The following is a 20,043-nucleotide window of genomic DNA, read 5'->3' as shown; positions in this document are numbered from 1 at the left end:
TCGCTCCTTTAAACAATGCCGGTCAGGTAGAACACGCCGATCACGAACAGCACCGCGGCGCTCTTGATCAGGGTGATGGCGAAGATGCCACCATAGGCCTGCCGGTGGCTGAGGCCGGTGATCGCCAGCAGGGTGATCACCGCGCCGTTGTGCGGCAAGGTGTCCATGCCGCCGCTGGCCATCGAGGCCACCCGGTGCAGCACTTCCAGCGGGATATGCGCGGCGTGGGCGGCGGCCACGAAATTATCGGCCATCGCCGCCAGCGCGATGCTCATGCCGCCGGAGGCCGACCCGGTGATGCCGGCCAGCAGGGTGACGCTGATCGCTTCGTTCAGCAGCGGATTGGGGATCGCCGACAGCGCCTGCGACAGCACCAAAAAGCCCGGCAGCGCGGCGATCACCGCGCCGAAGCCGTATTCGGAGGCGGTGTTCATCGCCGCCAGGATCGCGCCGCCGACCGCCGTCTTGCTGCCTTCCGCCAGCCGGCCGCGAATATTGCGAAAGCCGAACACCACCACCAGCAGAATACCCGACACCAGCGCCGCTTCCACCGCCCAGATGGCGGTGATTTTCGCCACGTCGGTGGTGATCGGTTTGGCCAGCCCCGGCAGCGTCAGCTCGTGGCTGGCGCCGTACCACTGCGGGATCCAATGGGTGAAGCCAAGGTTGAATACCCCGACCAAAATCAGCGGCAGGATGGCGATCAGCGGGTTCGGCAGGTTGATGTCGTCCGGGGTTTCCGGCTCGTTCAGCAGATCGGTGCCGTACCCTTCTCCCTTCAGCTGCGCCTTGCGCCGCTGGCGTTCAAGATACAGCAGACCGACCGCGATGATGAACAGCGAGCCGATCAGCCCCAACCAGGGCGCGGCCCAGGCATTGGTGCCGAAGAAGCTGGTCGGGATGATGTTTTGGATCTGCGGCGTGCCCGGCAGGGCGTCCATGGTGAAGGAGAAAGCACCGAGCGCCACGGTGGCCGGGATCAGCCGCTTGGGGATACCGCTCTGGCGGAACAGCTCGGCGGCGAACGGATAGACCGCGAACGCCACCACGAACAGCGACACCCCGCCGTAGGTCAGCAGCGCGCACACCAGCACGATCACCGGAATGGCGTGACGCCGGCCGAGAATGCGGATCGCCGCCGCGACGATCGAACGGGAGAAGCCGGACAGCTCGATCAGCTTGCCGAACACTGCCCCCAGCAGGAACACCGGGAAGTAGAGCTTCACGAAGCCGACCATCTTCTCCATAAACAGCCCGGTGAAGGTCGGCGCCACCGCGCCGGGATCGGTCAACAGCACCGCGCCCAGCGCGGCGATCGGGGCGAACAAAATCACGCTGTAGCCGCGGTAGGCGGCCAGCATCAGTAATCCCAGTGCTGCCAGGGCAATCAAAACGCTCATCGGTCACCTCTTTCCCCTGCGTCTTTCGTGCCGCAGCGTTGTTGCCTGCGTGCGTTCTCCCCAGTCACTTACTTAAGTAATCTCCTGGGAATTCACGCGCTTGCCGCCTGGCTGCAACCCGAAATCCATTGGGGTGGTTGTTGTTATTGTCAGGTACGGAGTGCGAAATTACGGTTTCAGCGCAAAGCGCAGCTGATGCGCCCGTCGCCGTTGAATGCGTTCCCTGCGTGCGTCATCCCAAAGATAAAATCCCCGGCCGCTGCGCTGGCCGGTATCGCCGCGCTGCAGCCGCTGTTCCACCAGCGCCATCATCTCGTCGCCGGTCGCCAGTTCCGGGAACAGGTGGTGGGCGATGTCCGCCACCGTCGGCAGCCCGGTCATGTCGGCGGCCTCCAGCGGGCCGACCATGGCGTAGCGCCGCCCCAGCGAAGCGCGCATCACCTGATCCACCACCTCGGCGCTGGCGATGCCGCTGTGGACGATGTGCAGCGCCTCGCGCAGCACCGCAAACTGCAGCCGGTTGCCGACAAACCCCGGCGCGGCGCGCTCCAGCAGCACCGCCTCCAGCGCCATCCCGCCGAGCAGCGCCTGCACCGCCGCCAGATGGCGCGGATCGGTGGCGCGGCCGGGTACGATCTCCACCAGCGGGATCAGGTGCGGCGGGTGCCAGAAGTGAGCGATCAGCAGGCGCTGCGGATGGGTCATGCGCGCCGCCAGCTCGTCCGGCGGCAGGCCGCTGGTGTTGCTGGCAATCACCGCGTCGTCGGCGATCAGCCCTTCCAACTGCTCATACAGCGCGTGCTTCAGCTCGAGCCGTTCCGGGATCGCCTCGATAAGCAGCCGGGCGCGCGCCACGTCGTTCAGATCGCCGGTCACGCGCAGCCGCGCCAGCGCCGCGTCGCGCTCATCGTTATCAAACTGCCCGACGTCGCTCAGCTCGGCCAGAATGCCGCTCGCCACCGCCGGCGCCTCCGCCAGGCGCTGCGGATCCGGGTCATACAGCAGCACCTCATGGCCGTGGCGAATAAAGTGGGTGGCGATGCCCACCCCCATCAATCCGGCGCCCAGTACCGCATAGTCAGATGACTGCATCGTGCCCTCCTCGGTTGTTTACGGGCGCTCTACCGCCAGCGCCACGCCCTGCCCGCCGCCGATGCACAGCATCGCCAGCCCCTTGTTCACCCCGCGGCGCTGCATTTCGTACAGCAGCGACACCAAAATGCGGCAGCCGGACGCGCCGATCGGATGCCCCAGCGCGATCGCCCCGCCGTTGACGTTGACCCGCTCCGCCTCCCAGCCCAGTTCTTTGCCCACCGCCAGCGCCTGCGCGGCGAAGGCTTCGTTGGCTTCGATCAGATCGACCTCCTCCAGCCGCCAGCCGGCTTTCTCCAGGCAGCGGCGCGCGGCCGGCGCCGGGCCGATGCCCATGATCGCCGGATCCACGCCCGACGGGGCGTAACCGGCGATGCGCGCCAGCACCGGCAAACGCAATTCAGCGGCTTTTTCCGCGCTCATCAGCAACACCACGGCGGCGCCGTCGTTGAGCGAAGAGGCGTTGCCGGCGGTCACCGTGCCCTCCTTGCGAAACGCCGGACGCAGCCGCGCCAGCGCCTCCAGGCTGGTGTCGCGCGGCTGCTCGTCGTGCTTAACAAGCAGCGCTTCGCCCTTCGGCTTCGGCACCGTCACCGGCGTGATCTCCTGCGCGAAACGCCCGGCCTGCTGCGCCGCCTGCGCCTTCTGCTGCGAGCGCAGCGCAAAGCTGTCCTGCTCGGCGCGGCTGATGGCGTATTTCTCCGCCAGGTTCTCGGCGGTGATGCCCATGTGGTAGTCGTTGAACGCGTCCCACAGGCCATCGTGGATCACGCTGTCCACCATCTGCGCGTGGCCGAGGCGCAGACCGGCGCGCGCGCCGGCCATCAGGTAAGGCGACTGGCTCATGCTCTCCTGGCCGCCGGCGATCACCGCGTCGGCGTCGCCGCTGCGGATCGCCTGCACCGCCAGATGCACCGCCTTCAAACCAGAGCCGCACACCTTGTTGATAGTCAGCGCCGGCGTCGTAACGGGCAGCCCGGCATTCAGCGCGGTCTGGCGCGCCGGATTCTGCCCGCAGCCGGCGGTCAGCACCTGGCCGAGGATCACTTCATCAATTTGCTGCGGCGCCACCCCGCTTTGCGCCAGCAGCCCTTGCACCGCCGCCGTGCCCAGTTCCACCGCCGTCAACGGCGCCAGCGCGCCGTGAAAACTGCCGACCGGCGTGCGCGTTGCCGCCACGATCACCACTTCACGTTGTTGCACATTCACCTCCGTCTCAGAAACGCATTTCAGGCACTTGATCCGGCACGATCAGCCGGCCGGCGGTTTTGGCGACAATCTCCGCCACGCTGACGCCGGGCGCGCGTTCGCGCAGCACGAAGGCGCCGTCTTCAATTTCCAGGTAGGCCAGATCGGTCAATACCTTGCGGATGCAGCGGGCGCCGGTCAGCGGCAGCGTGCAGCGCGGCAGCAGCTTGGACTCGCCGCTCTTCGAGGCGTGGGTCATCACCACGATGATGTTCTCCGCCCCCGCCACCAGATCCATCGCGCCGCCCATACCCTTGACCATCTTGCCGGGGATCATCCACGAGGCGATGTTGCCCTCGACGTCCACTTCAAACGCCCCCAGCACGGTCAGATCGACGTGGCCGCCGCGGATCATGGCGAACGACTGCGCCGAATCGAAGATCGACGCGCCGAGGCGCGCGGTGACCGTCTGCTTGCCGGCGTTGATCATGTCGGCGTCCAGCTGCTGCTCGGTCGGGAACTCGCCCATCCCCAGCAGGCCGTTTTCCGACTGCAGCATCACGTCCATGCCCGCCGGCACGTAGTTGGCCACCAGCGTCGGGATGCCGATGCCCAGGTTGACGTAGTAACCATCCCTCAGCTCTTGCGCCACGCGCTGCGCCATTTGTTCACGGGTAAGCATGCGAATTCTCCTTATGCCCGCAGGGTGCGTTGTTCGATACGCTTCTCGAAGGTGCCCTGGATCAGCCGATCGACGTAGATGCCGGGGGTGTGGATCGCCGCCGGATCCAGCTCGCCCGGCGCCACGATCTCTTCCACTTCCACCACCGTGATGCGCCCGGCGGTCGCCATCAGCGGATTGAAGTTCTGTGCGGTGTGGCGGTAGATGACGTTACCGAAGTGATCGGCCTTCCAGCCTTTAACGATGGCGAAATCGCCGGTGATGGCGGTTTCCATGATGTAAGGGCGGCCGTTGAACTCGCGCACCTCTTTGCCTTCGGCGATCGGCGTGCCGTAACCGGTGGCGGTGAAGAACGCCGGGATACCGGCGCCGCCGGCGCGGATCTTCTCCGCCAGCGTGCCCTGCGGCGTGAGATCCACCTCCAGCTCGCCGCTGAGCGCCTGCTGCTCGAACAGCGCGTTTTCGCCGACGTAAGATCCCACCACCTTGCGGATCTGATGGGTTTCCAGCAGCCGCCCGAGGCCGAACCCGTCGACGCCGCAGTTGTTGGAGACCACCGTCAACCCGCGCACACCGCGCCGGCGGATCTCTTCGATCAGATTTTCCGGGATGCCGCACAGGCCAAAGCCGCCCGCCAGCACCGTCATGTTGTCCGTCAGGCCTGCCAGCGCTTCCTGGTAGCTGCCGACGCGTTTGTCGAGCCCTGCCATATCGTTGCCCCTGCATGTTGCGGCGCAGGGCGAAATGCCCTGGCTTGCGTGAGGGCATCTTCAGGTCACAAAAATGATTTGTTAATTTTGTTTTTATGCCGCATTCATTTAGAATTTTTATTAATCACACGTTAACCGACAATTAACAAAGAGTTAACGCAAACCAAAATGAAAATGAGCATCAAACAGTTACGCGCGTTTTTAGCGGTAGCTCACACTCTGAACTTCGCCCAGGCCAGCGAGCGGCTGAATATTTCTCAGCCGGCGCTCAGCCTGGCGATCCGTGGGCTGGAAGACGCGCTGGGCGGGCCGCTGCTGCTGCGCACCACCCGCCGGGTGACGCTGACGCCGGAGGGGGAAACCTTCTTTCCGATGGCGCGCCAGCTGCTGGCGGACTGGGACAACGCGGAAGAGGCGATGCGCCAGCGCTTCACCCTGCAGATGGGCAAGGTGGCGATCGCCGCCATGCCGTCGTTCGCCGGCAACCCGCTGCCGCCGATCCTCAAGGCGTTTCGCGATCGTTACGCCGGCATCAACGTGGCGGTGCACGACGTCATCAACGAGCAGGTGTTTGAAATGATCCGCGAAGGGCGGGTGGAGATGGGCATCGCCTTCGAGCCGGAGCCGAGCGACACCCTGCACTTCACCCCGCTGTGCCGAGATCGCTTTCTGGCGGTGGTGCCAAAGGATTCGGCGCTGGCGCGCAAGGCGCAGGTAAGCTGGAAGGAGCTGCTGACGCTGGATTTCATCACCCTGCAGCGGCCATCGGCGGTGCGGCTGCTGCTGGAGCAGGAACTGGCCCGCAGCGGGCGAACGCTGGAGGTGGCGTTTGAAAGCCACCAGCTGGTGACGGTCGGGCGCATGGTGGCCAACGGCCTCGGCGCCAGCGCGGTGCCGGCGCTGTGCGAGCAACAGATGGATGAGCTGGGGGCGGTCTGCGTGCCGCTGATCGGCCCGATCATCGAACGGCGCGTGGGCCTGATCCGCCTGGCGCAGCACCAACTCTCTTCCGCCGCGCAGGCGCTGGCGACCGTGATCGAACGGGAAATGGCGGAGAGTGGCGCGCAGCCCGCGCTTAGACCGTAAACCCGACGTGCTTGCAGTTCGGCAGCTCGAAAAAGAAGGTGGTTATCGTCTTGCGACTTGAACATGGGATGCAACGAGATACGGGAACAGCGACATCAGCATCGGACAGAGAAGAAAACGTGCGGATTTGGCGAGGTAATAAAGCACGCAACCCGGCTTTTTATTAATGAATGAATATAAAAATAACAAAATCATTCTCTATATCAATCAATGAATTGAATCCAAAACTCCTTTACCTTTCCGTCTTGTGAGCGAACGCAAAAGATTGCGACAAAGTGGGTTAATCATGTCTGAACTTTCGCTATGGTGTTTTTTCATGTTTTAACGGATTAAAACCATGGCCACAACTCACAGAAACGCCAGAAAACTTACGGCCGGTGAACACCGATTTTATCTCTCTTTGCTATGCGCACTGCTACTGAATGGCTGTCAATCCACTCACCCCTGGTACCATCCGTTGGATGTCTCGCTAAAAGACAACCAACCTTGCTTTGCCGTGCCTATCAACAGTGTTCGCAGCGGCGACAGCCTGCAAAACCGGGGAATGCTCGTCTCACGACAGGAACAACAGCAATGGCATATCGTCTGGACCTCACCAGAAGTCACTCCGTTGCCTGACCTGAAACCAGGGCAATGCGTCACTTATCCGCAGGTAAACTGGGCTGAGGGGGAATACTCCGTCTTGCTCGGCGTCTCGATGAATAACGATACGGAAAGGCGTAAATACATGAAAGAATTCAACTTAAGAATTAATCCCAAAGGAGAAATACAGCTACAGTAAGGAGACTGGGATTATTTATTCCCCCTCCACCGCCTGCACCGCCGCCTTCTGCGTGGCGCGCTGATATAAGCACAGCTCCCTGCCCGGCTTATTTTTCATAAACGGCTGCGGGTAGCGCCCGCCGATAAACAGCGCCGAATAGCCGACGTCATCACCGTAGTGAACGATCGCCCCTTCCACCCTGGCGTTTTTTAGCCCGCTGGCTTTCAGGCAGGCGGCGCGCATCGCCCGTTCGCTCTCGGCCCACGCGTGTGGGGAAGACGCGGTGGCGTTGAACGCGGCCAGCGCGACGATAAGCAGCCCTATTCTCTTCATCGTTATCTCTCCTTCAACGGCCCGTCTCGCCAGTATAGACCGTGCCGGCGCGGCCAACCCGCCAACGCCGCCACGCTCTTTACGGCATTTTTATTCCGCGCCCCGTTAACGTTACGGCGTTTTTACAGACAGTTTTTGCCGCCGCAGATACCCTTTTCACATCGCCGCTATGGCCTCACAAGAGAGTTGTCCCATGCGTTTATCCCTGCCTCTGGCCGTGACCGGTCGTCGTTCTGGAGCACGCCATGCATGCTAATATCATCGGCTTCAATCCGCTGCTGGCGGAGCTGCCCGCTTCGCCAACGCGCGCCTTCCACAAAGAGCTGGAACACTACCTGCAGCGCTATCCGCAGACCGAGCAGCTGGATATTTATCTGCACGATCTGAACGGCCAGCTGCGCGGCAAGCGGCTGCCGATCGCCGAAGCCTTTGGGCTGGAGAAAGGCTGCTACTTCCCGCTGTCGATCTACGCCCTGGATCTGCACGGCCGGGTGATTGAAGAAAGCGGGCTGGGGCAGCGGGCGGGCGAGCCGGACCGTCTGTGCCTGCCGGTGCCCGGCACGCTGCGCCCCTGCGCGCGCGATCCTGAACGCCACGCCCAGCTGCTGCTGACGATGCAAAACGCCGACGGCGGCGCCTGCGAGCTGGAGCCGCGCGTGGTGTTGCAACGGGTGCTGAAGCGCCTGCACGAGCGCAACTGCTTCCCGGTGGTGGCGGCCGAGCTGGAGTTCTACCTGCAGGATCCGCAGCACCCCGCCGCGGCGGAAACCTGCCCAACGCAGAGCTTTGCGGTGGATGCGCCCGAGCGCCACCATGCGCTGCTGAGCGACATCGAACGGCACGCCCGCCTGCAAAACCTGCCGTTGACCGGCGTGGTGGCCGAAGCCGCCTCCGGCCAGTACGAGCTGAACCTGCATCACAGCCGGCGCGTGCTGGAAGCCTGCGACCAGATCATGGCGCTAAAGCGCCTGACGCGGCAGATTGCCGAGCAACATCACCAGCACGCCTGCTTTATGGCCAAGCCCTGCGCCCACGCCGCCGGCAGCGGGCTGCATTTCCACATCAGCCTGCAGAACGAGCATGGCGAGAACCTGCTGACCGGCGCGCCGGGCGAACTGAGCGACAACATGCAGCAGGCGATGGCGGGCATGCTGGCGCTGATGCCGGCGTCGATGGCGATCCTGGCGCCCAACATCAACGCGTTTCGCCGCTTCCGCCCCGGCATGCACGTGCCGCTGCGCGCCTCCTGGGGCCACAACAACCGCACGGTGGCGCTGCGCCTGCCCTGCGCCGACAGCGCCAACCAGCGCATCGAATACCGCCTGGCCGGCGCCGACGCCAACCCTTATCTGGCGCTGGCGGTGATGCTCGGCGGCCTGCTGCACGGGCTGGAACAGCCGCTGCCGCTGCCGCCCGCCGCCAACGGCTGCGAGAGCGACAACGCCGCGCCCTTGCCGCTCGGCCAACAGGAGGCGCTGGCGCTGTTCCGCCACAGCGATCCGCTGCGTGAGCTGCTCGGCCCGGCGTTCTGCACCCTGTGGCACACCTGCAAAAGCGCCGAACTGCGCCGCTTCGAGGAACAGGTCACCGCCGCCGAACTCGGCTGGATGCTGTAACCCCCCGGTTCATTAACCTAAGGATAATCATGAATATGCAACCGCAACGAGCGCCCGTGCAGCCGCTGCTCTGCTGGCGTAAAGGCGTTTTTCATATCAGCACCGATCGGCAATTGTTGGATATCGAGGCGATCCAACGTTTTCTCAGCCTGCCGGATCGGGCGGCGGCCGAGCGCCTGGTGTACCACGGCCTGTGCTTTGGCCTGTACCGCAAGCGCCACCTGCTCGGCTTCGCCCGCATGGTGACCGATTACGCCACCTTCGCCTCGGTGAGCGAACTGTTCGTCAGCGCCGAATACCGCGGCGTCGGGTTGGGAAGCTGGCTGACGCGCTGCTGCCTGGCGCATCCGGCCTTGCGCGGCCTGCGCGTCACGCTGCCCGCCCTGCAAGCACCCTGGCGCGCCGATGGTTCGGCACACGCCCTGCGCGCCCTTCACTGATGAGGAGACCCCCATGTCTCGTTTGGTGCTGATTTCCAACAAGCAGTGCGACGGTAAGGATCTGGCCTGCGCCGGCCAGACGCTGGCGGCCGATGCCGAACCGGGGCTGTGGCTCGGCTGGAACGGCGACGTGCAGAATTTCGCGCAGCGCCCGATCAGCTGCCGGCAGCGCGCCGGTTACGATCAGGTGACCTTTCCGCTGTCGATCGAGGAGTTTCGCCGCCACTATCAGGGCTATTACCACGACGGCCTGTGGCCGGTGTTCCACAACCAGCCGGAGAAGGCACACTTCACGCCGGAAAACTACCGCGCCTATCGGCAGCTGAACCGCCGGTTTGCCGATATCGCCTGCGAGCACCTGTGCCCCGGCGATACCGTCTGCATCGACGACTACCAGCTGCTGCCCTGCGCCCAAGCGCTGAAGGAGCAAGGGCTGCTTAACGCCTGCGCGTTTTTCTTCCACCTGCCGTTCCCGTCGGCGGCGCTGCTGCGGCGCATCCCGGAACATCGCCAGCTGATCGCGTCGCTGCTGTTCTACGATCTGATTGGCTTTACCACCACCGACGATCGCAATGCCTTTCTCAGCTGCCTGGCGGCCGAGTTCCCGCTGGAGATGCTGCCCGGCGACCAGATCCAGGCCAACGGGCATATTTTCGCCACCGGCATTTTCCCCGCTGGCATCAACGGCAGACAGGTTTATTGATTTACGGCGGCGCGCACCCTTCAGGCGCGCCGTTTTATTTCGCCGCGATTTATTTTTCCCGTCTTTATCGCCACCACAATGCGTTATTTTATTTTCCGGATATAGCAATTAAAAAATGAATATTTATCCTGTTACACATCAACCGTAAAAACCGCGCGGCGCCAATTGCTTTTTATTGGCGAAAAACATTACCCTCTCCCTGCCATATTTAAACCGAGGAGGGCCCCATGGGCGATGAAAGTTTTAGTTTTACGCTAATGCTATTGGGCGTCTTTCAGTAATGCCATCCGCGTTGCATTCTGAAAGACACGGAATGCGGCAACCGTTCCCCTTCTGACGGCCTTTCCCACTCTGCCGGCCCACCCATCGCCCCGCTGCGAAAACAACGTCTGTCTCACCGCTACAGCGGTATTTATCTGGTGTCGCCGGGCATATTCCCCGAGCGCCGACGGATTTCTTATGGGAAAAATAAGGTATTGCGTTATGCAAAATAACCGGGGTACATCTGTTTTCAGAAAGTCTTATTTAAATGACTTTATCGTTATCGCCATCGGTGTTTTTTTCATTGCCTTTTTTATTCGTGCCTGGGGTGACATGCACGGTGACTTCAATGAACAAAACGTCTCTGCCATTAGTCTTGATGCCTGGAACCTGCTTTATTATTCGCTCAGAACCAGCATGCGCTTTCTCCTCGGCATGGCCTGGTCGCTGCTGTTTTCTGTGGTATTCGCCGTGCTGGCCGCGCGCTATACGCCACTGCGCCGGGTGATCCTGCCCTTCGTCAACTTTATGGAGTCGGTGCCGCTGGTAGGGTTCCTGACCTTCACGACCGTGTATTTTCTCAACCTCTACCCGCACAGCGTGATGGGGCTGGAGTGCACCGCCATCTTCGCGGTGTTTACCGGCCAGGCCTGGAACATGATGCTGACGCTGTATCAGACGCTGCGCATCGTGCCCAAGGAGCTGGATGAAGCCGCCCGCAGCTTCAATTACAACCCGTGGCAACGCTTCTGGCGGCTGGAGTTCATCTATTCGGTGCCGGGCCTGCTGTGGAACGCTATGGTGTCGCAATCCGCCGCCTGGTTCGCCCTGGTGGCCTCCGAGGCCATTCCGGTCGGCGATCGCTCGGTCGAACTGCCCGGCGTCGGCTCCTATATCGCCGAAGCGCTGGCGCAGCAGAACGTGCCGGCGATCCTGTATGCGATCGTCGCGCTGGCCGCCAACATCGTGCTGCTCGATCAGCTGGTTTTCCGCCCGCTGGTGCGCTACACCGCGCGCTTCAAATACGAAGACGTCACCGCCAGCCGGCCGCTCGGCAATCCGTGGTTCTACAACAGTCTGGCCTTTTCGCACGTCGGTGCGGCACTGGGCCACACGCTGCGCGCGCTGGCTGACCTGTGGCTGTTCAAGCTGCCGCGGCTGTGGTACGCCCTCGGCCTGCACCGCCTGTTCAGGCTCGCCGCCAAGGGAAACTGGCTGTGGCGCAGCCTGTGGTATCTCGGCGTGGTACTGGCCTGCGTCTGGTTCGGTTACCGGCTGTGGGAATACTTCCCCAAACAGTACTTCGCCATGCTGCTCAGCGTGGCGATCTTCACGCCGCTGGGGGTGTGGATCGGCATGAATCCGCGGCTGGTGAAGATCTTCCAGCCGATCATCCAGATCCTGGCGGCCATTCCGCCCAACATTTTCTACCCGCTGATCGCCGCCTTCATCGCCATTTATCATCAGGATCTCGGCTGGTGGGCCATCCCGATGATCATGCTGGGCACCCAGTGGTACGTGTTGTTTAACGTGATCGCCGGCGTATCCGCCATTCCAACGCAGATCACCGAGGTCAGTGAAACCTTCGGGCTGCGCCGCTTCCGCTGGTGGCGCTACTACATGCTGCCGGCGATTTTCCCCTACATCGTGACGGGCATCATCTCCGCAGCCGGTGGCGCCTGGAACAGCGCCATCGCCGCCGAGGTGATCCAGTGGGGCAGCACCACCCTCAGCGCCACCGGGCTGGGCGCGTTCATTTCCGTGGTCACCGACGCCGGCAAGAACCCGGAGTCCGCGCTGGGCTGCGCCGCCATGTGCGCGCTGGTGGCGCTGTGCATCATCTTCGTCTGGCAACCGCTGTATCGCATCGCGGAAACCAAATTCAAATATGACTGATCAAGGGGGAACAACATGCTGACTCAAGACGTGATTATCAGCGCCCGCCGGCTGAACAAGACGTTTATCGGCGAAAACAAGCGCCCCAAACCCGTGCTGCGCGACGTGACGCTGACCGTGCACGCCGGCGAGTTCGTCACCATTCTGGGGCAATCCGGCTCGGGCAAGTCCACGCTGCTGCGCATGCTGGCCGGGCTGATCCCACCGGACAGCGGCACGCTCACGCTGGCGGGCAAACCGGTCGACGGCCCGAGCGCCAACGTCGGCATGGTGTTTCAGTCCTACGCGCTCTATCCCTGGCTGACGGTGTACGACAACATCGCCTTCGGCCTGCTGGCGCAACGGCTGCCGCCGCAGACGATCGCCGAGCGGCTGGGAGCGCTGCTGCGTCTGGTGGGCCTGACCGGCTATGAGCACGCCTGGCCGCGCGAGCTCTCGGGCGGCATGCGTCAACGGGTGGGCTTCGCCCGGGCGTTGGCGGTAGAGCCCGACCTCTTGCTGCTGGACGAACCCTTCTCCGCCCTCGATATCTTTACCGCGCAAAAACTGCGGGGCGACCTGCTGGCGCTGTGGGGAGACAACCGGCTGCGCACGCGCGCCATGGTGATGGTGACACACGACGTCGAAGAAGCGGTGCTGATGTCCGATCGGGTGTTGATCCTGGACGCGACCAGCAAACGGATCGACGACGAGTTCAGCGTCAATATCCCGCGTGCGGCGCGCAACCGGGACAGCCTGCGGCACCTCACCGATCGGATCCGCAGCTGCCTGTACAAAAAAATCGCGCAAGCGCAATCGGCCGGTTAACGGCCCTGTTTTCATTCACTTGGGGAACTGAAATGAACCATAAAAGCGTGCTGATGACGCTGGTCATCCTGCTGCCGGCCGCCGCCAGCGGCGCAGAAATCGTCAATAAAGACGGCAATAAACTGGATCTGTACGGCCAACTGAACGGCGTGCATTACTTCAGCAGCGACGCCGACAATAACGGCGACCGCTCCTATACCCGCTTCGGCTTCAAAGGCGAGACGCAGATCGGCGACGCGCTGACGGGGTATGGCCAATGGGAATATCAGGCAGGGCTCGATCAGCCGGAAAGCGCCGGGCCGGGCGACAGCTATACCCGCCTGGGCTTTGCCGGATTGACGTTCGGCCACTGGGGCAGCCTGGATTACGGCCGCAACTACGGCCTGCTGTATGACGTGGCCGGCTGGACGGACGTGCTGCCTGAATTCGGCAACGACAGCTACGAAGCGGCCGACAACTTTATGACCGGCCGCGCCAACGGCCTGCTGACCTACCACAGCCGCAGCCTGGGTGGTCTGGTCGACGGCCTGGATCTCGGCCTGCAATATCAGGGGAAGAATCGGGGAGACGACGCTCAACGGGCGAAGGATATCCAGACGCAAAACGGCGATGGCTACGCCTTTTCCGCCACCTACGACACCGGCGTGGGGCTCAACGTTGGCGCCGCTTACGCCAACTCTGCGCGCACCGTGGCGCAACAGCGCTTCGGCCTGGCTGACGGCGATCGCGCCCGGGCCTGGACCCTGGGGCTGAAATACGACCAGGACAACCTCTACCTGGCGGCAAGCTACGCGCGCACCGAGAACATGACCTACGTCGACGGCGATCGCTACGCCGGCTTCGCCCCGCGCGCAGACGCTATTGAGGCGGTCGCGCAGTATCACTTCGATTCCGGCGTCACGCCCTCGGTGGCCTACCTGCAAACGCGCGGCCGCAACCTGCCCGGCATCGGCGACGCCGATCTGGTCAAATACCTGGATCTGGCGCTGAATTACAGCTTCAACGCCAACATGTCGACCTACGTAGAGTACAAACTCAACCTGCTGCAACGGCAGAACGCCGTCGGCGCCGGCGCCGACGACATCGTCGAAACCGGCATCATGTATCAGTTCTGATCCTCATCCCGGCCGGAGGATGCTCTCCGGCCGGTTCATTATGTGACTTTCCGCTGGCCTCTTATTCTCTCGTTTAATTCAGGTTTATATTTCCATAAAATGATGCCTATATTCATTCTCGCGCCTTCCGTTTACGCCCCGTTTAATGAATAAAGAAAATCTTTCCCGCATTCATATTAAATTACATTTTGCCGCCATAATTCGGCGTAACCACATTGAATAACAGGCTATGGCACGCGTATTATGGCCACACGAAAAATAACGGGAGAATGATATGGACGGCGACAGTTGGTTGTTTATTTTATTGTTGGAATCGCTGAGGTCACAGGAGCAATAGTCATCCCATTGCATCCTGAAAGTGTCAGGATATGAGTCAGTTATAGCATCCCTTCGCTTTACCCTTCAGCCTCTGGCCTCCGCGCATGCCGCACCGGCACGCCCGATGGGCTAACCCCTCCAGCATAAGCGTATTAACAGTCCGATAACGGTCAGGCTTATTTGCACCCGCATTTACTTTACGCCTGCCCGGCGATAAATATCGGCCCTTTTTCCATGCTCATATTTTTAATTGGGTGGAGACAGATCATGTTGGTAAAAAAAACCACGCTGCTGACGGTCAATAACGTCAGCAAAAGCGTTCAGCCTACCGGTAAAGAAAAACGTCTGGTGCTGAATGAAATCAATTTGCGCCTTTACGACAACGAGGTCGTCAGCATTTTGGGGCAGTCCGGCTCGGGTAAATCCACCCTGCTGCGCATTCTTTCCGGCCTGATCGCGCCGGATCTGGGCACCGTGATGCTGGGGGATAAAAAAGTCTCGGGGCCGAATCCGCAGATCAACATGGTGTTCCAGACCTTCGCCATTTTCCCGTGGCTGAACGTCTACCAAAATATCGCCTTCGGGCTGCAGGCGCAGGATCTGCCGCCGCAGGTGGTCGAAGCCCAGACGCTGAAAATGCTCGATCTGGTCGGGCTCTCGCCCTACCGCGACGCCTACCCGCGCGAGCTTTCCGGCGGCATGCGCCAGCGGGTCGGCTTCGCGCGCGCACTGGCGGTAGAACCGATGCTGCTGTTGCTGGACGAGCCCTTTTCCGCGCTGGACGTCTATACCGGCGAACACCTGCGCAGCGATCTGCTGCGTATCTGGAGCACGCGCCAAATCAAAACCCGCTCCATCGTGCTGGTCACCCACAGCGTAGAGGAGGCGGTGATGATGTCTGACCGCGTCCTCCTGCTGGGCGCCGGCACCCTCGACGGCTGCTATCACATCACGCAGCGCCGCGAGGCGCGCACCCGCGAGGGGATGCAGCCGCTGACGGACAAAATCAGCGAGACGCTCAGCCGGCAGATCGCCGCCGCGCACTGAGCGCCGCCCTGGCCTGGCGGGACGGAACCCCGCCAACTTAACTACCTGTTTATCAAGAGTTACCCCGCCACGGGTGGCTCATGATAAGCGGATAATACATCGAGTTATTATCATGCATTTCATTCATACACTGCTGACGCTGCTGACCGCGTCCGTCCTGGGCGCCGCCATCGGCTACGAAAGACAGTTCCGCCAGCGCACCGCCGGGCTGCGCACCAACACGCTGGTGGCCACCAGCGCGGCGATCTTCGTCCATCTGGCCATGACCATCGACGGCAGCGGCGGCGCGGTGCGCGTCATCTCCTACGTGGTCTCCGGCGTCGGCTTTCTCGGCGCCGGGGCCATCATGAAGGAAGGGATGAACATCCGCGGCCTGAACACCGCCGCCACGCTCTGGGGCTCCGCGGCGGTCGGCGCCTGCGCCGGCTGCGGCCTGTACGGTGATGCGCTGGCCGCCACGCTGTTCGTTCTCGCCGCCAACACCCTGTTGCGCCCGCTGGTCAATATGGTCAACAAACAGCCCTTCAATGACGTTAACGGCGAGTCTACCTACCAGATTTGCGTCATTGCCTTCGAGCATGAGCAGCGTGAGGCGCTGGCCAAATTCAAACAGGTGCTGCAAGGGGAAAACTGCTTTATCTCGCATCTGGATATCGAACCCTTCGGCGACGACGACGTGGAGATCACCGCCACCTTGATGCCGGCCTCCGTCACCACGCCGGTGCTCGACCAAACCATCAATAAATTGCTGAACGACAGCATGATGAAGCAGGCCTATTACAGCCGCATCGCCGGCTCCGGCTGATGCCTTTCACTTCCAGGGAGATCAACCATGAAAACCATGCCAAAGCTGGCTCATCTGACGATGTTCAAAGACATTGTCCACTGTGGAAGCTTGCACGAGGCCGCGAAAAAGCTGGCCATCTCGCAGCCGACGCTCAGCCGGGTGCTGAAAGAGCTGGAAATGACCATCGGTGCGCGGCTGCTGGAGCGCAGCAACCGCGGCGTGCGCCTGACGGCGGTCGGCGAGCTGTTTTACCGGCGAATAGACGCCGCCACCAATCAGTTGCTCAACGCGTTTGACGAGCTGCGCGGCCTGAGCGCTGACGGCGAGAAGCGCCTGCGGGTGGGGATGAGCGTCGATCCGCTGCTATGCTACCTGCCTCAGGTGCTCGAAGGCTTCAACCGCCGCTACCCGCATACCCGGGTGACGGTGGTGGAGGACGGCCCGGAAGGCCTGCTGGCCCGGCTGCGAAACTGCGAGCTGGATTTGGCGGTCAGCAGCCTGAACGGCGCGGCGGGCGGCGCCGATCTGGCCATGCAGGCGCTGAAAAGCGAGCGCTTCTCGCTCTATCAGGGAGGCGATCTAACCGCAGCCGGGCAGCCGCCGGCCGAGGCCAAATGGGTGGTGCCGCGCTCCTGCTCGGTGGGGCATGCCGCCATCCGCGAGATCGCCGAACGCTACACGCCACACGGCCAGATCGTCGAGACCGACTCCTTTCTGGCGACCTGGTGCCTGGTCAGGCAGCAGGGCTATATCGCGCTGCTGAGCGATCGGGTGGTCGCGCACTACGCCCCGCAGCTGCACCTGCAGAAAATCCCGACGCAGGAGATAGACATCAGCGCGCGCTTTTACGTCTTTACCCGCCATGAGCCGGCGACGCCGCCGCTCAGCGCCGCGTTTATCCACCTGCTGCAGGCCATGCAGACGGCCTGAGGAGACAGGCCGTCGCCCGCCGGCGGCCGAATCTCTTCTCCAGGCCGCCAACCGCTTACCCCGCCAATCCAACCGTTCACCCGGCGAATCTGACCGCTGACCGAAATACGCCTGTCTTCCCCCCTTACCCCCGGCGATGATGAGCTGTTCCTAAACCCGCCTTACCTCGGGAAAGACGCTACGGCTCACCGCGCCACTCTGACATCTCTTACAAGCGGATGAGTTCATTCATATTTTGCAGACTGGAATTAAGGATACCTCATGAAACGAGAGGGGATTTTAAAGCACATTCCGTGGATGCTGCTGGGGATACTCGGCGCAGCCTGCCTCGGCGTGGTGGCGCTGCGCCGCGGCGAACACATCAGCGCGCTGTGGATCGTCGTCGCTTCGGTGGCGGTGTATCTGGTGGCCTACCGCTACTACAGCCTGTACATCGCCACCAAAGTGATGAAGCTGGACGCCGGCCGCGCCACCCCGGCGGTGGTCAACAACGACGGCCTGAACTACGTGCCGACCAACAAGAACGTGCTGTTCGGCCACCACTTCGCCGCCATCGCCGGCGCCGGGCCGCTGGTGGGGCCGGTGCTGGCCGCGCAGGTCGGCTACCTGCCCGGCACGCTGTGGCTGCTGGGCGGCGTGGTGCTGGCGGGGGCGGTGCAGGACTTTATGGTGCTATTCATCTCCTCGCGCCGCAACGGCGCCTCGCTCGGTGAGATCATCAAAAAAGAGATGGGGCCGATACCGGGCACCATCGCGCTGTTCGGCTGCTTCCTGATCATGATCATCATCCTGGCGGTGCTGGCGCTGATCGTGGTGAAAGCGCTGGCGGAAAGCCCGTGGGGCGTGTTCACCGTCTGCTCCACCGTGCCGATCGCGCTGTTTATGGGTATCTACATGCGCTACCTGCGCCCCGGCCGCGTGGGTGAAGTGTCAATCATCGGCATCGTGCTGCTGGTGGCCGCCATCTGGTTCGGCGGCGTGGTGGCGCACGACCCGTACTGGGGCCCGGCGCTGACCTTTAAAGACACCACCATCACCTTCACGCTGATCGGCTACGCCTTTGTCTCCGCCCTGCTGCCGGTGTGGCTGATCCTGGCGCCGCGCGACTACCTGGCGACCTTCCTGAAAATCGGCGTGATCGTCGGGCTGGCGATCGGCATCGTGATCCTCAACCCTGAGCTGAAAATGCCGGCGGTTACCCAGTTCGTCGACGGCACCGGCCCGGTGTGGAAAGGTACCCTGTTCCCGTTCCTGTTCATCACCATCGCCTGCGGCGCGGTCTCCGGCTTCCATGCGCTGATCGCCTCCGGCACCACGCCGAAGCTGTTGGCCAATGAGACCGACGCGCGCTTTATCGGCTACGGCGCGATGCTGATGGAGTCCTTCGTCGCCATCATGGCGCTGGTGGCGGCTTCTATCATCGAGCCGGGCCTGTACTTCGCCATGAACACCCCGCCGGCGGCGCTGGGCATCACCATGCCGGATCTGCACCGCTTAGGCACCGAAGACGCGCCGATGATCATGGCTTCGCTGAAGGACGTCACCGTGCATGCGGCGGCGGCGGTCAGTTCCTGGGGCTTCGTCATCAGCCCGGAACAGATCCTGCAGACCGCCACCGACATCGGCGAACCTTCGGTGCTGAACCGCGCCGGCGGCGCGCCAACGCTGGCGGTGGGCATCGCCCACGTGTTCCATCAGATCATTCCGGGCGCCAACATGGGCTTCTGGTACCACTTCGGCATTCTGTTCGAGGCGCTGTTCATCCTGACCGCGCTGGACGCCGGCACCCGCTCCGGGCGCTTTATGCTGCAGGATCTGCTGGGCAACTTCGTGCCGTTCCTGAAGAAAACCGACTCGCTGGTGGCCGGCATCGTCGGCACCGCCGGCTGCGTCGGGCTGTGGGGCTACCTGCTGTATCAGGGCGTGGTGGATCCGCTCGGCGGCGTGAAGAGCCTGTGGCCGCTGTTCGGCATCTCCAACCAGATGCTGGCCGCCGTGGCGCTGGTGCTGGGCACCGTGGTGCTGATTAAGATGAAGCGCACCCAATACATCTGGGTGACCGTGCTGCCGGCGGTGTGGCTGCTGATCTGCACCACCTACGCGCTGGGGCTGAAGCTGTTCAGCGACAACCCGCAGTTGGAAGGCTTCTTCTTCCTGGCCGGCGAGTACAAACGCAAGATCGCCGAAGGCGGCGCCGAGCTGAGCGCCCAGCAGATCGCCAACATGAACCACATCGTGGTGAACAACTACACCAACGCCGGGCTGAGCATTCTGTTCCTGCTGGTGGTGTACAGCATCATCTTCTACGGGGTGAAAACCGCAATGGCGGCGCACAAGAACCCGAAACGCACCGACCAGGAAACGCCTTACGTGCCGGTGCCGCAGGCCGCGCCCGCCGACGGCGTAACTGAGGGGGAGGTCAAAGTTTCGACCCAGCATTGATGTGATTTAACGGATACCCTGCATAATAAACGTTAAGTAGTACCCAAAGCCGCACGGCCTGCGTATCGCAAGATGCCAGGCGTGCGGCGCGATGCAATCGAGATACCCGGGGCGACCCGGAGGTGGGGCATCCCTGCGGGAACCCCATCCCCCGGCTTCCCCTAATATCAGGCTTAAGCAAGCGCTGTAGTGATGCAGGGTAAAGTTGGAGAAGGCTTATGTTCGGAAATCTCGGCCAGGCGGGGAAGTACCTCGGGCAGGCGGCGCGCATGTTGGTGGGCGTGCCTGACTACGATACCTACGTCCAGCACATGAAAGACAACCACCCGGACAAGCCGGTGATGACCTATAAAGAATTTTTCCGCGAGCGCCAGCAAGCGCGCTACGGCGGCGACGGCAAAGGCGGCATGCGCTGCTGTTAACCTGC

19 protein-coding genes are annotated in these 20,043 nt (G+C 62.5%); 13 read left to right on the top strand and 6 right to left on the bottom strand.

Going from position 1 to position 20,043, the window contains the following annotated elements; translation table 11 throughout:
* Positions 1 to 8: 8 nt before the first annotated feature.
* The 5 genes from ABTW55_RS07695 to ABTW55_RS07675 form a co-directional block, all read right to left on the bottom strand.
* The gene (locus ABTW55_RS07695) at positions 9 to 1,400 is read right to left on the bottom strand and encodes a GntP family permease (RefSeq protein WP_033652826.1); all 1,392 of its coding nucleotides are present in this window, start codon (positions 1,398 to 1,400) and stop codon (positions 9 to 11) included.
* Between the two features lie 168 nt (positions 1,401 to 1,568).
* Positions 1,569 to 2,492 (bottom strand): 3-hydroxyacyl-CoA dehydrogenase family protein, encoded by a 924-nt coding sequence (locus ABTW55_RS07690; RefSeq protein ID WP_060422597.1) that lies wholly within the window; start codon positions 2,490 to 2,492, stop codon positions 1,569 to 1,571.
* A gap of 18 nt (positions 2,493 to 2,510) precedes the next feature.
* Entirely contained in the window at positions 2,511 to 3,695 is a 1,185-nt protein-coding gene (locus tag ABTW55_RS07685) for an acetyl-CoA C-acetyltransferase (protein WP_060422600.1), read from the bottom strand.
* Positions 3,696 to 3,708: 13 nt separating this feature from the next.
* Positions 3,709 to 4,362: a CoA transferase subunit B gene (locus tag ABTW55_RS07680; RefSeq protein WP_041037752.1), complete on the bottom strand. Its 654-nt coding sequence runs from the start codon at positions 4,360 to 4,362 to the stop codon at positions 3,709 to 3,711.
* An 11-nt stretch (positions 4,363 to 4,373) separates the two neighbouring features.
* Positions 4,374 to 5,072, bottom strand: a complete 699-nt coding sequence (locus tag ABTW55_RS07675) for a CoA transferase subunit A (protein ID WP_004933280.1) — start codon at positions 5,070 to 5,072, stop codon at positions 4,374 to 4,376.
* Positions 5,073 to 5,240: 168 nt separating this feature from the next.
* Between ABTW55_RS07675 and ABTW55_RS07670 the strand changes: the two genes are divergently transcribed.
* The gene (locus ABTW55_RS07670; protein ID WP_033636930.1) at positions 5,241 to 6,158 is read left to right on the top strand and encodes a LysR family transcriptional regulator; all 918 of its coding nucleotides are present in this window, start codon (positions 5,241 to 5,243) and stop codon (positions 6,156 to 6,158) included.
* A 337-nt stretch (positions 6,159 to 6,495) separates the two neighbouring features.
* Positions 6,496 to 6,939, top strand: a complete 444-nt coding sequence (locus ABTW55_RS07665) for a putative T6SS immunity periplasmic lipoprotein (RefSeq protein WP_146224373.1) — start codon at positions 6,496 to 6,498, stop codon at positions 6,937 to 6,939.
* Positions 6,940 to 6,954: 15 nt separating this feature from the next.
* Here ABTW55_RS07665 and ABTW55_RS07660 read toward each other — a convergent pair whose 3' ends face one another.
* Positions 6,955 to 7,254 (bottom strand): hypothetical protein, encoded by a 300-nt coding sequence (locus ABTW55_RS07660; protein WP_060422603.1) that lies wholly within the window; start codon positions 7,252 to 7,254, stop codon positions 6,955 to 6,957.
* Positions 7,255 to 7,499: 245 nt separating this feature from the next.
* On the opposite strand from ABTW55_RS07660, the gene ABTW55_RS07655 reads away from it, so the two are divergent.
* The 11 genes from ABTW55_RS07655 to ABTW55_RS07605 all read left to right on the top strand — a co-directional run bounded on the left by ABTW55_RS07655 (position 7,500) and on the right by ABTW55_RS07605 (position 20,038).
* Positions 7,500 to 8,870, top strand: coding sequence for a glutamine synthetase family protein (locus ABTW55_RS07655; protein WP_060422605.1), 1,371 nt, complete (start codon positions 7,500 to 7,502; stop codon positions 8,868 to 8,870).
* Between the two features lie 35 nt (positions 8,871 to 8,905).
* Positions 8,906 to 9,310, top strand: coding sequence for a GNAT family N-acetyltransferase (locus tag ABTW55_RS07650; RefSeq protein ID WP_230199957.1), 405 nt, complete (start codon positions 8,906 to 8,908; stop codon positions 9,308 to 9,310).
* A gap of 13 nt (positions 9,311 to 9,323) precedes the next feature.
* Positions 9,324 to 10,013 (top strand): trehalose-6-phosphate synthase, encoded by a 690-nt coding sequence (locus tag ABTW55_RS07645; RefSeq protein WP_060422608.1) that lies wholly within the window; start codon positions 9,324 to 9,326, stop codon positions 10,011 to 10,013.
* A 678-nt stretch (positions 10,014 to 10,691) separates the two neighbouring features.
* Positions 10,692 to 12,170, top strand: a complete 1,479-nt coding sequence (locus ABTW55_RS07640) for an ABC transporter permease subunit (RefSeq protein WP_110620874.1) — start codon at positions 10,692 to 10,694, stop codon at positions 12,168 to 12,170.
* A gap of 15 nt (positions 12,171 to 12,185) precedes the next feature.
* Positions 12,186 to 12,977 (top strand): ABC transporter ATP-binding protein, encoded by a 792-nt coding sequence (locus ABTW55_RS07635; protein ID WP_060419543.1) that lies wholly within the window; start codon positions 12,186 to 12,188, stop codon positions 12,975 to 12,977.
* A 32-nt stretch (positions 12,978 to 13,009) separates the two neighbouring features.
* On the top strand, positions 13,010 to 14,092 hold the full coding sequence (locus tag ABTW55_RS07630) for a porin (protein WP_060422614.1): 1,083 nt from the start codon (positions 13,010 to 13,012) through the stop codon (positions 14,090 to 14,092).
* 585 nt (positions 14,093 to 14,677) lie between these two features.
* Positions 14,678 to 15,457, top strand: a complete 780-nt coding sequence (locus ABTW55_RS07625; RefSeq protein ID WP_041037732.1) for an ABC transporter ATP-binding protein — start codon at positions 14,678 to 14,680, stop codon at positions 15,455 to 15,457.
* Positions 15,458 to 15,569: 112 nt separating this feature from the next.
* A complete protein-coding gene (locus ABTW55_RS07620) occupies positions 15,570 to 16,262 on the top strand; it encodes an MgtC/SapB family protein (RefSeq protein ID WP_019453282.1) in 693 nt (230 codons plus the stop codon).
* Positions 16,263 to 16,289: 27 nt separating this feature from the next.
* Positions 16,290 to 17,174: a LysR family transcriptional regulator gene (locus ABTW55_RS07615; RefSeq protein ID WP_039567600.1), complete on the top strand. Its 885-nt coding sequence runs from the start codon at positions 16,290 to 16,292 to the stop codon at positions 17,172 to 17,174.
* 261 nt (positions 17,175 to 17,435) lie between these two features.
* A complete protein-coding gene (locus tag ABTW55_RS07610) occupies positions 17,436 to 19,616 on the top strand; it encodes a carbon starvation CstA family protein (RefSeq protein WP_033648584.1) in 2,181 nt (726 codons plus the stop codon).
* Between the two features lie 218 nt (positions 19,617 to 19,834).
* Entirely contained in the window at positions 19,835 to 20,038 is a 204-nt protein-coding gene (locus tag ABTW55_RS07605) for a YbdD/YjiX family protein (RefSeq protein ID WP_004953088.1), read from the top strand.
* Positions 20,039 to 20,043 lie beyond the last annotated feature (5 nt).

Source organism: Serratia sp. SM04 (genome assembly GCF_040280225.1).
Lineage (GTDB): Bacteria > Pseudomonadota > Gammaproteobacteria > Enterobacterales > Enterobacteriaceae > Serratia > Serratia sarumanii.
The sequence above is the reverse complement of the archived record's forward strand: the minus strand, read 5'-3'. Positions and strand labels throughout refer to the sequence as shown.

Coding starts and splice junctions, on each gene's coding strand:
- ABTW55_RS07660 (WP_060422603.1), bottom strand. CDS start 7,254: ATGAAGAGAATAGGGCTGCTTATCGTCGCGCTGGCCGCGTTCAACGCC.
- ABTW55_RS07655 (WP_060422605.1), top strand. CDS start 7,500: ATGCATGCTAATATCATCGGCTTCAATCCGCTGCTGGCGGAGCTGCCC.
- ABTW55_RS07695 (WP_033652826.1), bottom strand. CDS start 1,400: ATGAGCGTTTTGATTGCCCTGGCAGCACTGGGATTACTGATGCTGGCC.
- ABTW55_RS07640 (WP_110620874.1), top strand. CDS start 10,692: ATGCGCTTTCTCCTCGGCATGGCCTGGTCGCTGCTGTTTTCTGTGGTA.
- ABTW55_RS07630 (WP_060422614.1), top strand. CDS start 13,010: ATGAACCATAAAAGCGTGCTGATGACGCTGGTCATCCTGCTGCCGGCC.
- ABTW55_RS07650 (WP_230199957.1), top strand. CDS start 8,906: ATGCAACCGCAACGAGCGCCCGTGCAGCCGCTGCTCTGCTGGCGTAAA.
- ABTW55_RS07620 (WP_019453282.1), top strand. CDS start 15,570: ATGCATTTCATTCATACACTGCTGACGCTGCTGACCGCGTCCGTCCTG.
- ABTW55_RS07605 (WP_004953088.1), top strand. CDS start 19,835: ATGTTCGGAAATCTCGGCCAGGCGGGGAAGTACCTCGGGCAGGCGGCG.
- ABTW55_RS07610 (WP_033648584.1), top strand. CDS start 17,436: ATGAAACGAGAGGGGATTTTAAAGCACATTCCGTGGATGCTGCTGGGG.
- ABTW55_RS07665 (WP_146224373.1), top strand. CDS start 6,496: ATGGCCACAACTCACAGAAACGCCAGAAAACTTACGGCCGGTGAACAC.
- ABTW55_RS07690 (WP_060422597.1), bottom strand. CDS start 2,492: ATGCAGTCATCTGACTATGCGGTACTGGGCGCCGGATTGATGGGGGTG.
- ABTW55_RS07670 (WP_033636930.1), top strand. CDS start 5,241: ATGAAAATGAGCATCAAACAGTTACGCGCGTTTTTAGCGGTAGCTCAC.
- ABTW55_RS07680 (WP_041037752.1), bottom strand. CDS start 4,362: ATGCTTACCCGTGAACAAATGGCGCAGCGCGTGGCGCAAGAGCTGAGG.
- ABTW55_RS07645 (WP_060422608.1), top strand. CDS start 9,324: ATGTCTCGTTTGGTGCTGATTTCCAACAAGCAGTGCGACGGTAAGGAT.
- ABTW55_RS07625 (WP_041037732.1), top strand. CDS start 14,678: ATGTTGGTAAAAAAAACCACGCTGCTGACGGTCAATAACGTCAGCAAA.
- ABTW55_RS07615 (WP_039567600.1), top strand. CDS start 16,290: ATGAAAACCATGCCAAAGCTGGCTCATCTGACGATGTTCAAAGACATT.
- ABTW55_RS07635 (WP_060419543.1), top strand. CDS start 12,186: ATGCTGACTCAAGACGTGATTATCAGCGCCCGCCGGCTGAACAAGACG.
- ABTW55_RS07675 (WP_004933280.1), bottom strand. CDS start 5,072: ATGGCAGGGCTCGACAAACGCGTCGGCAGCTACCAGGAAGCGCTGGCA.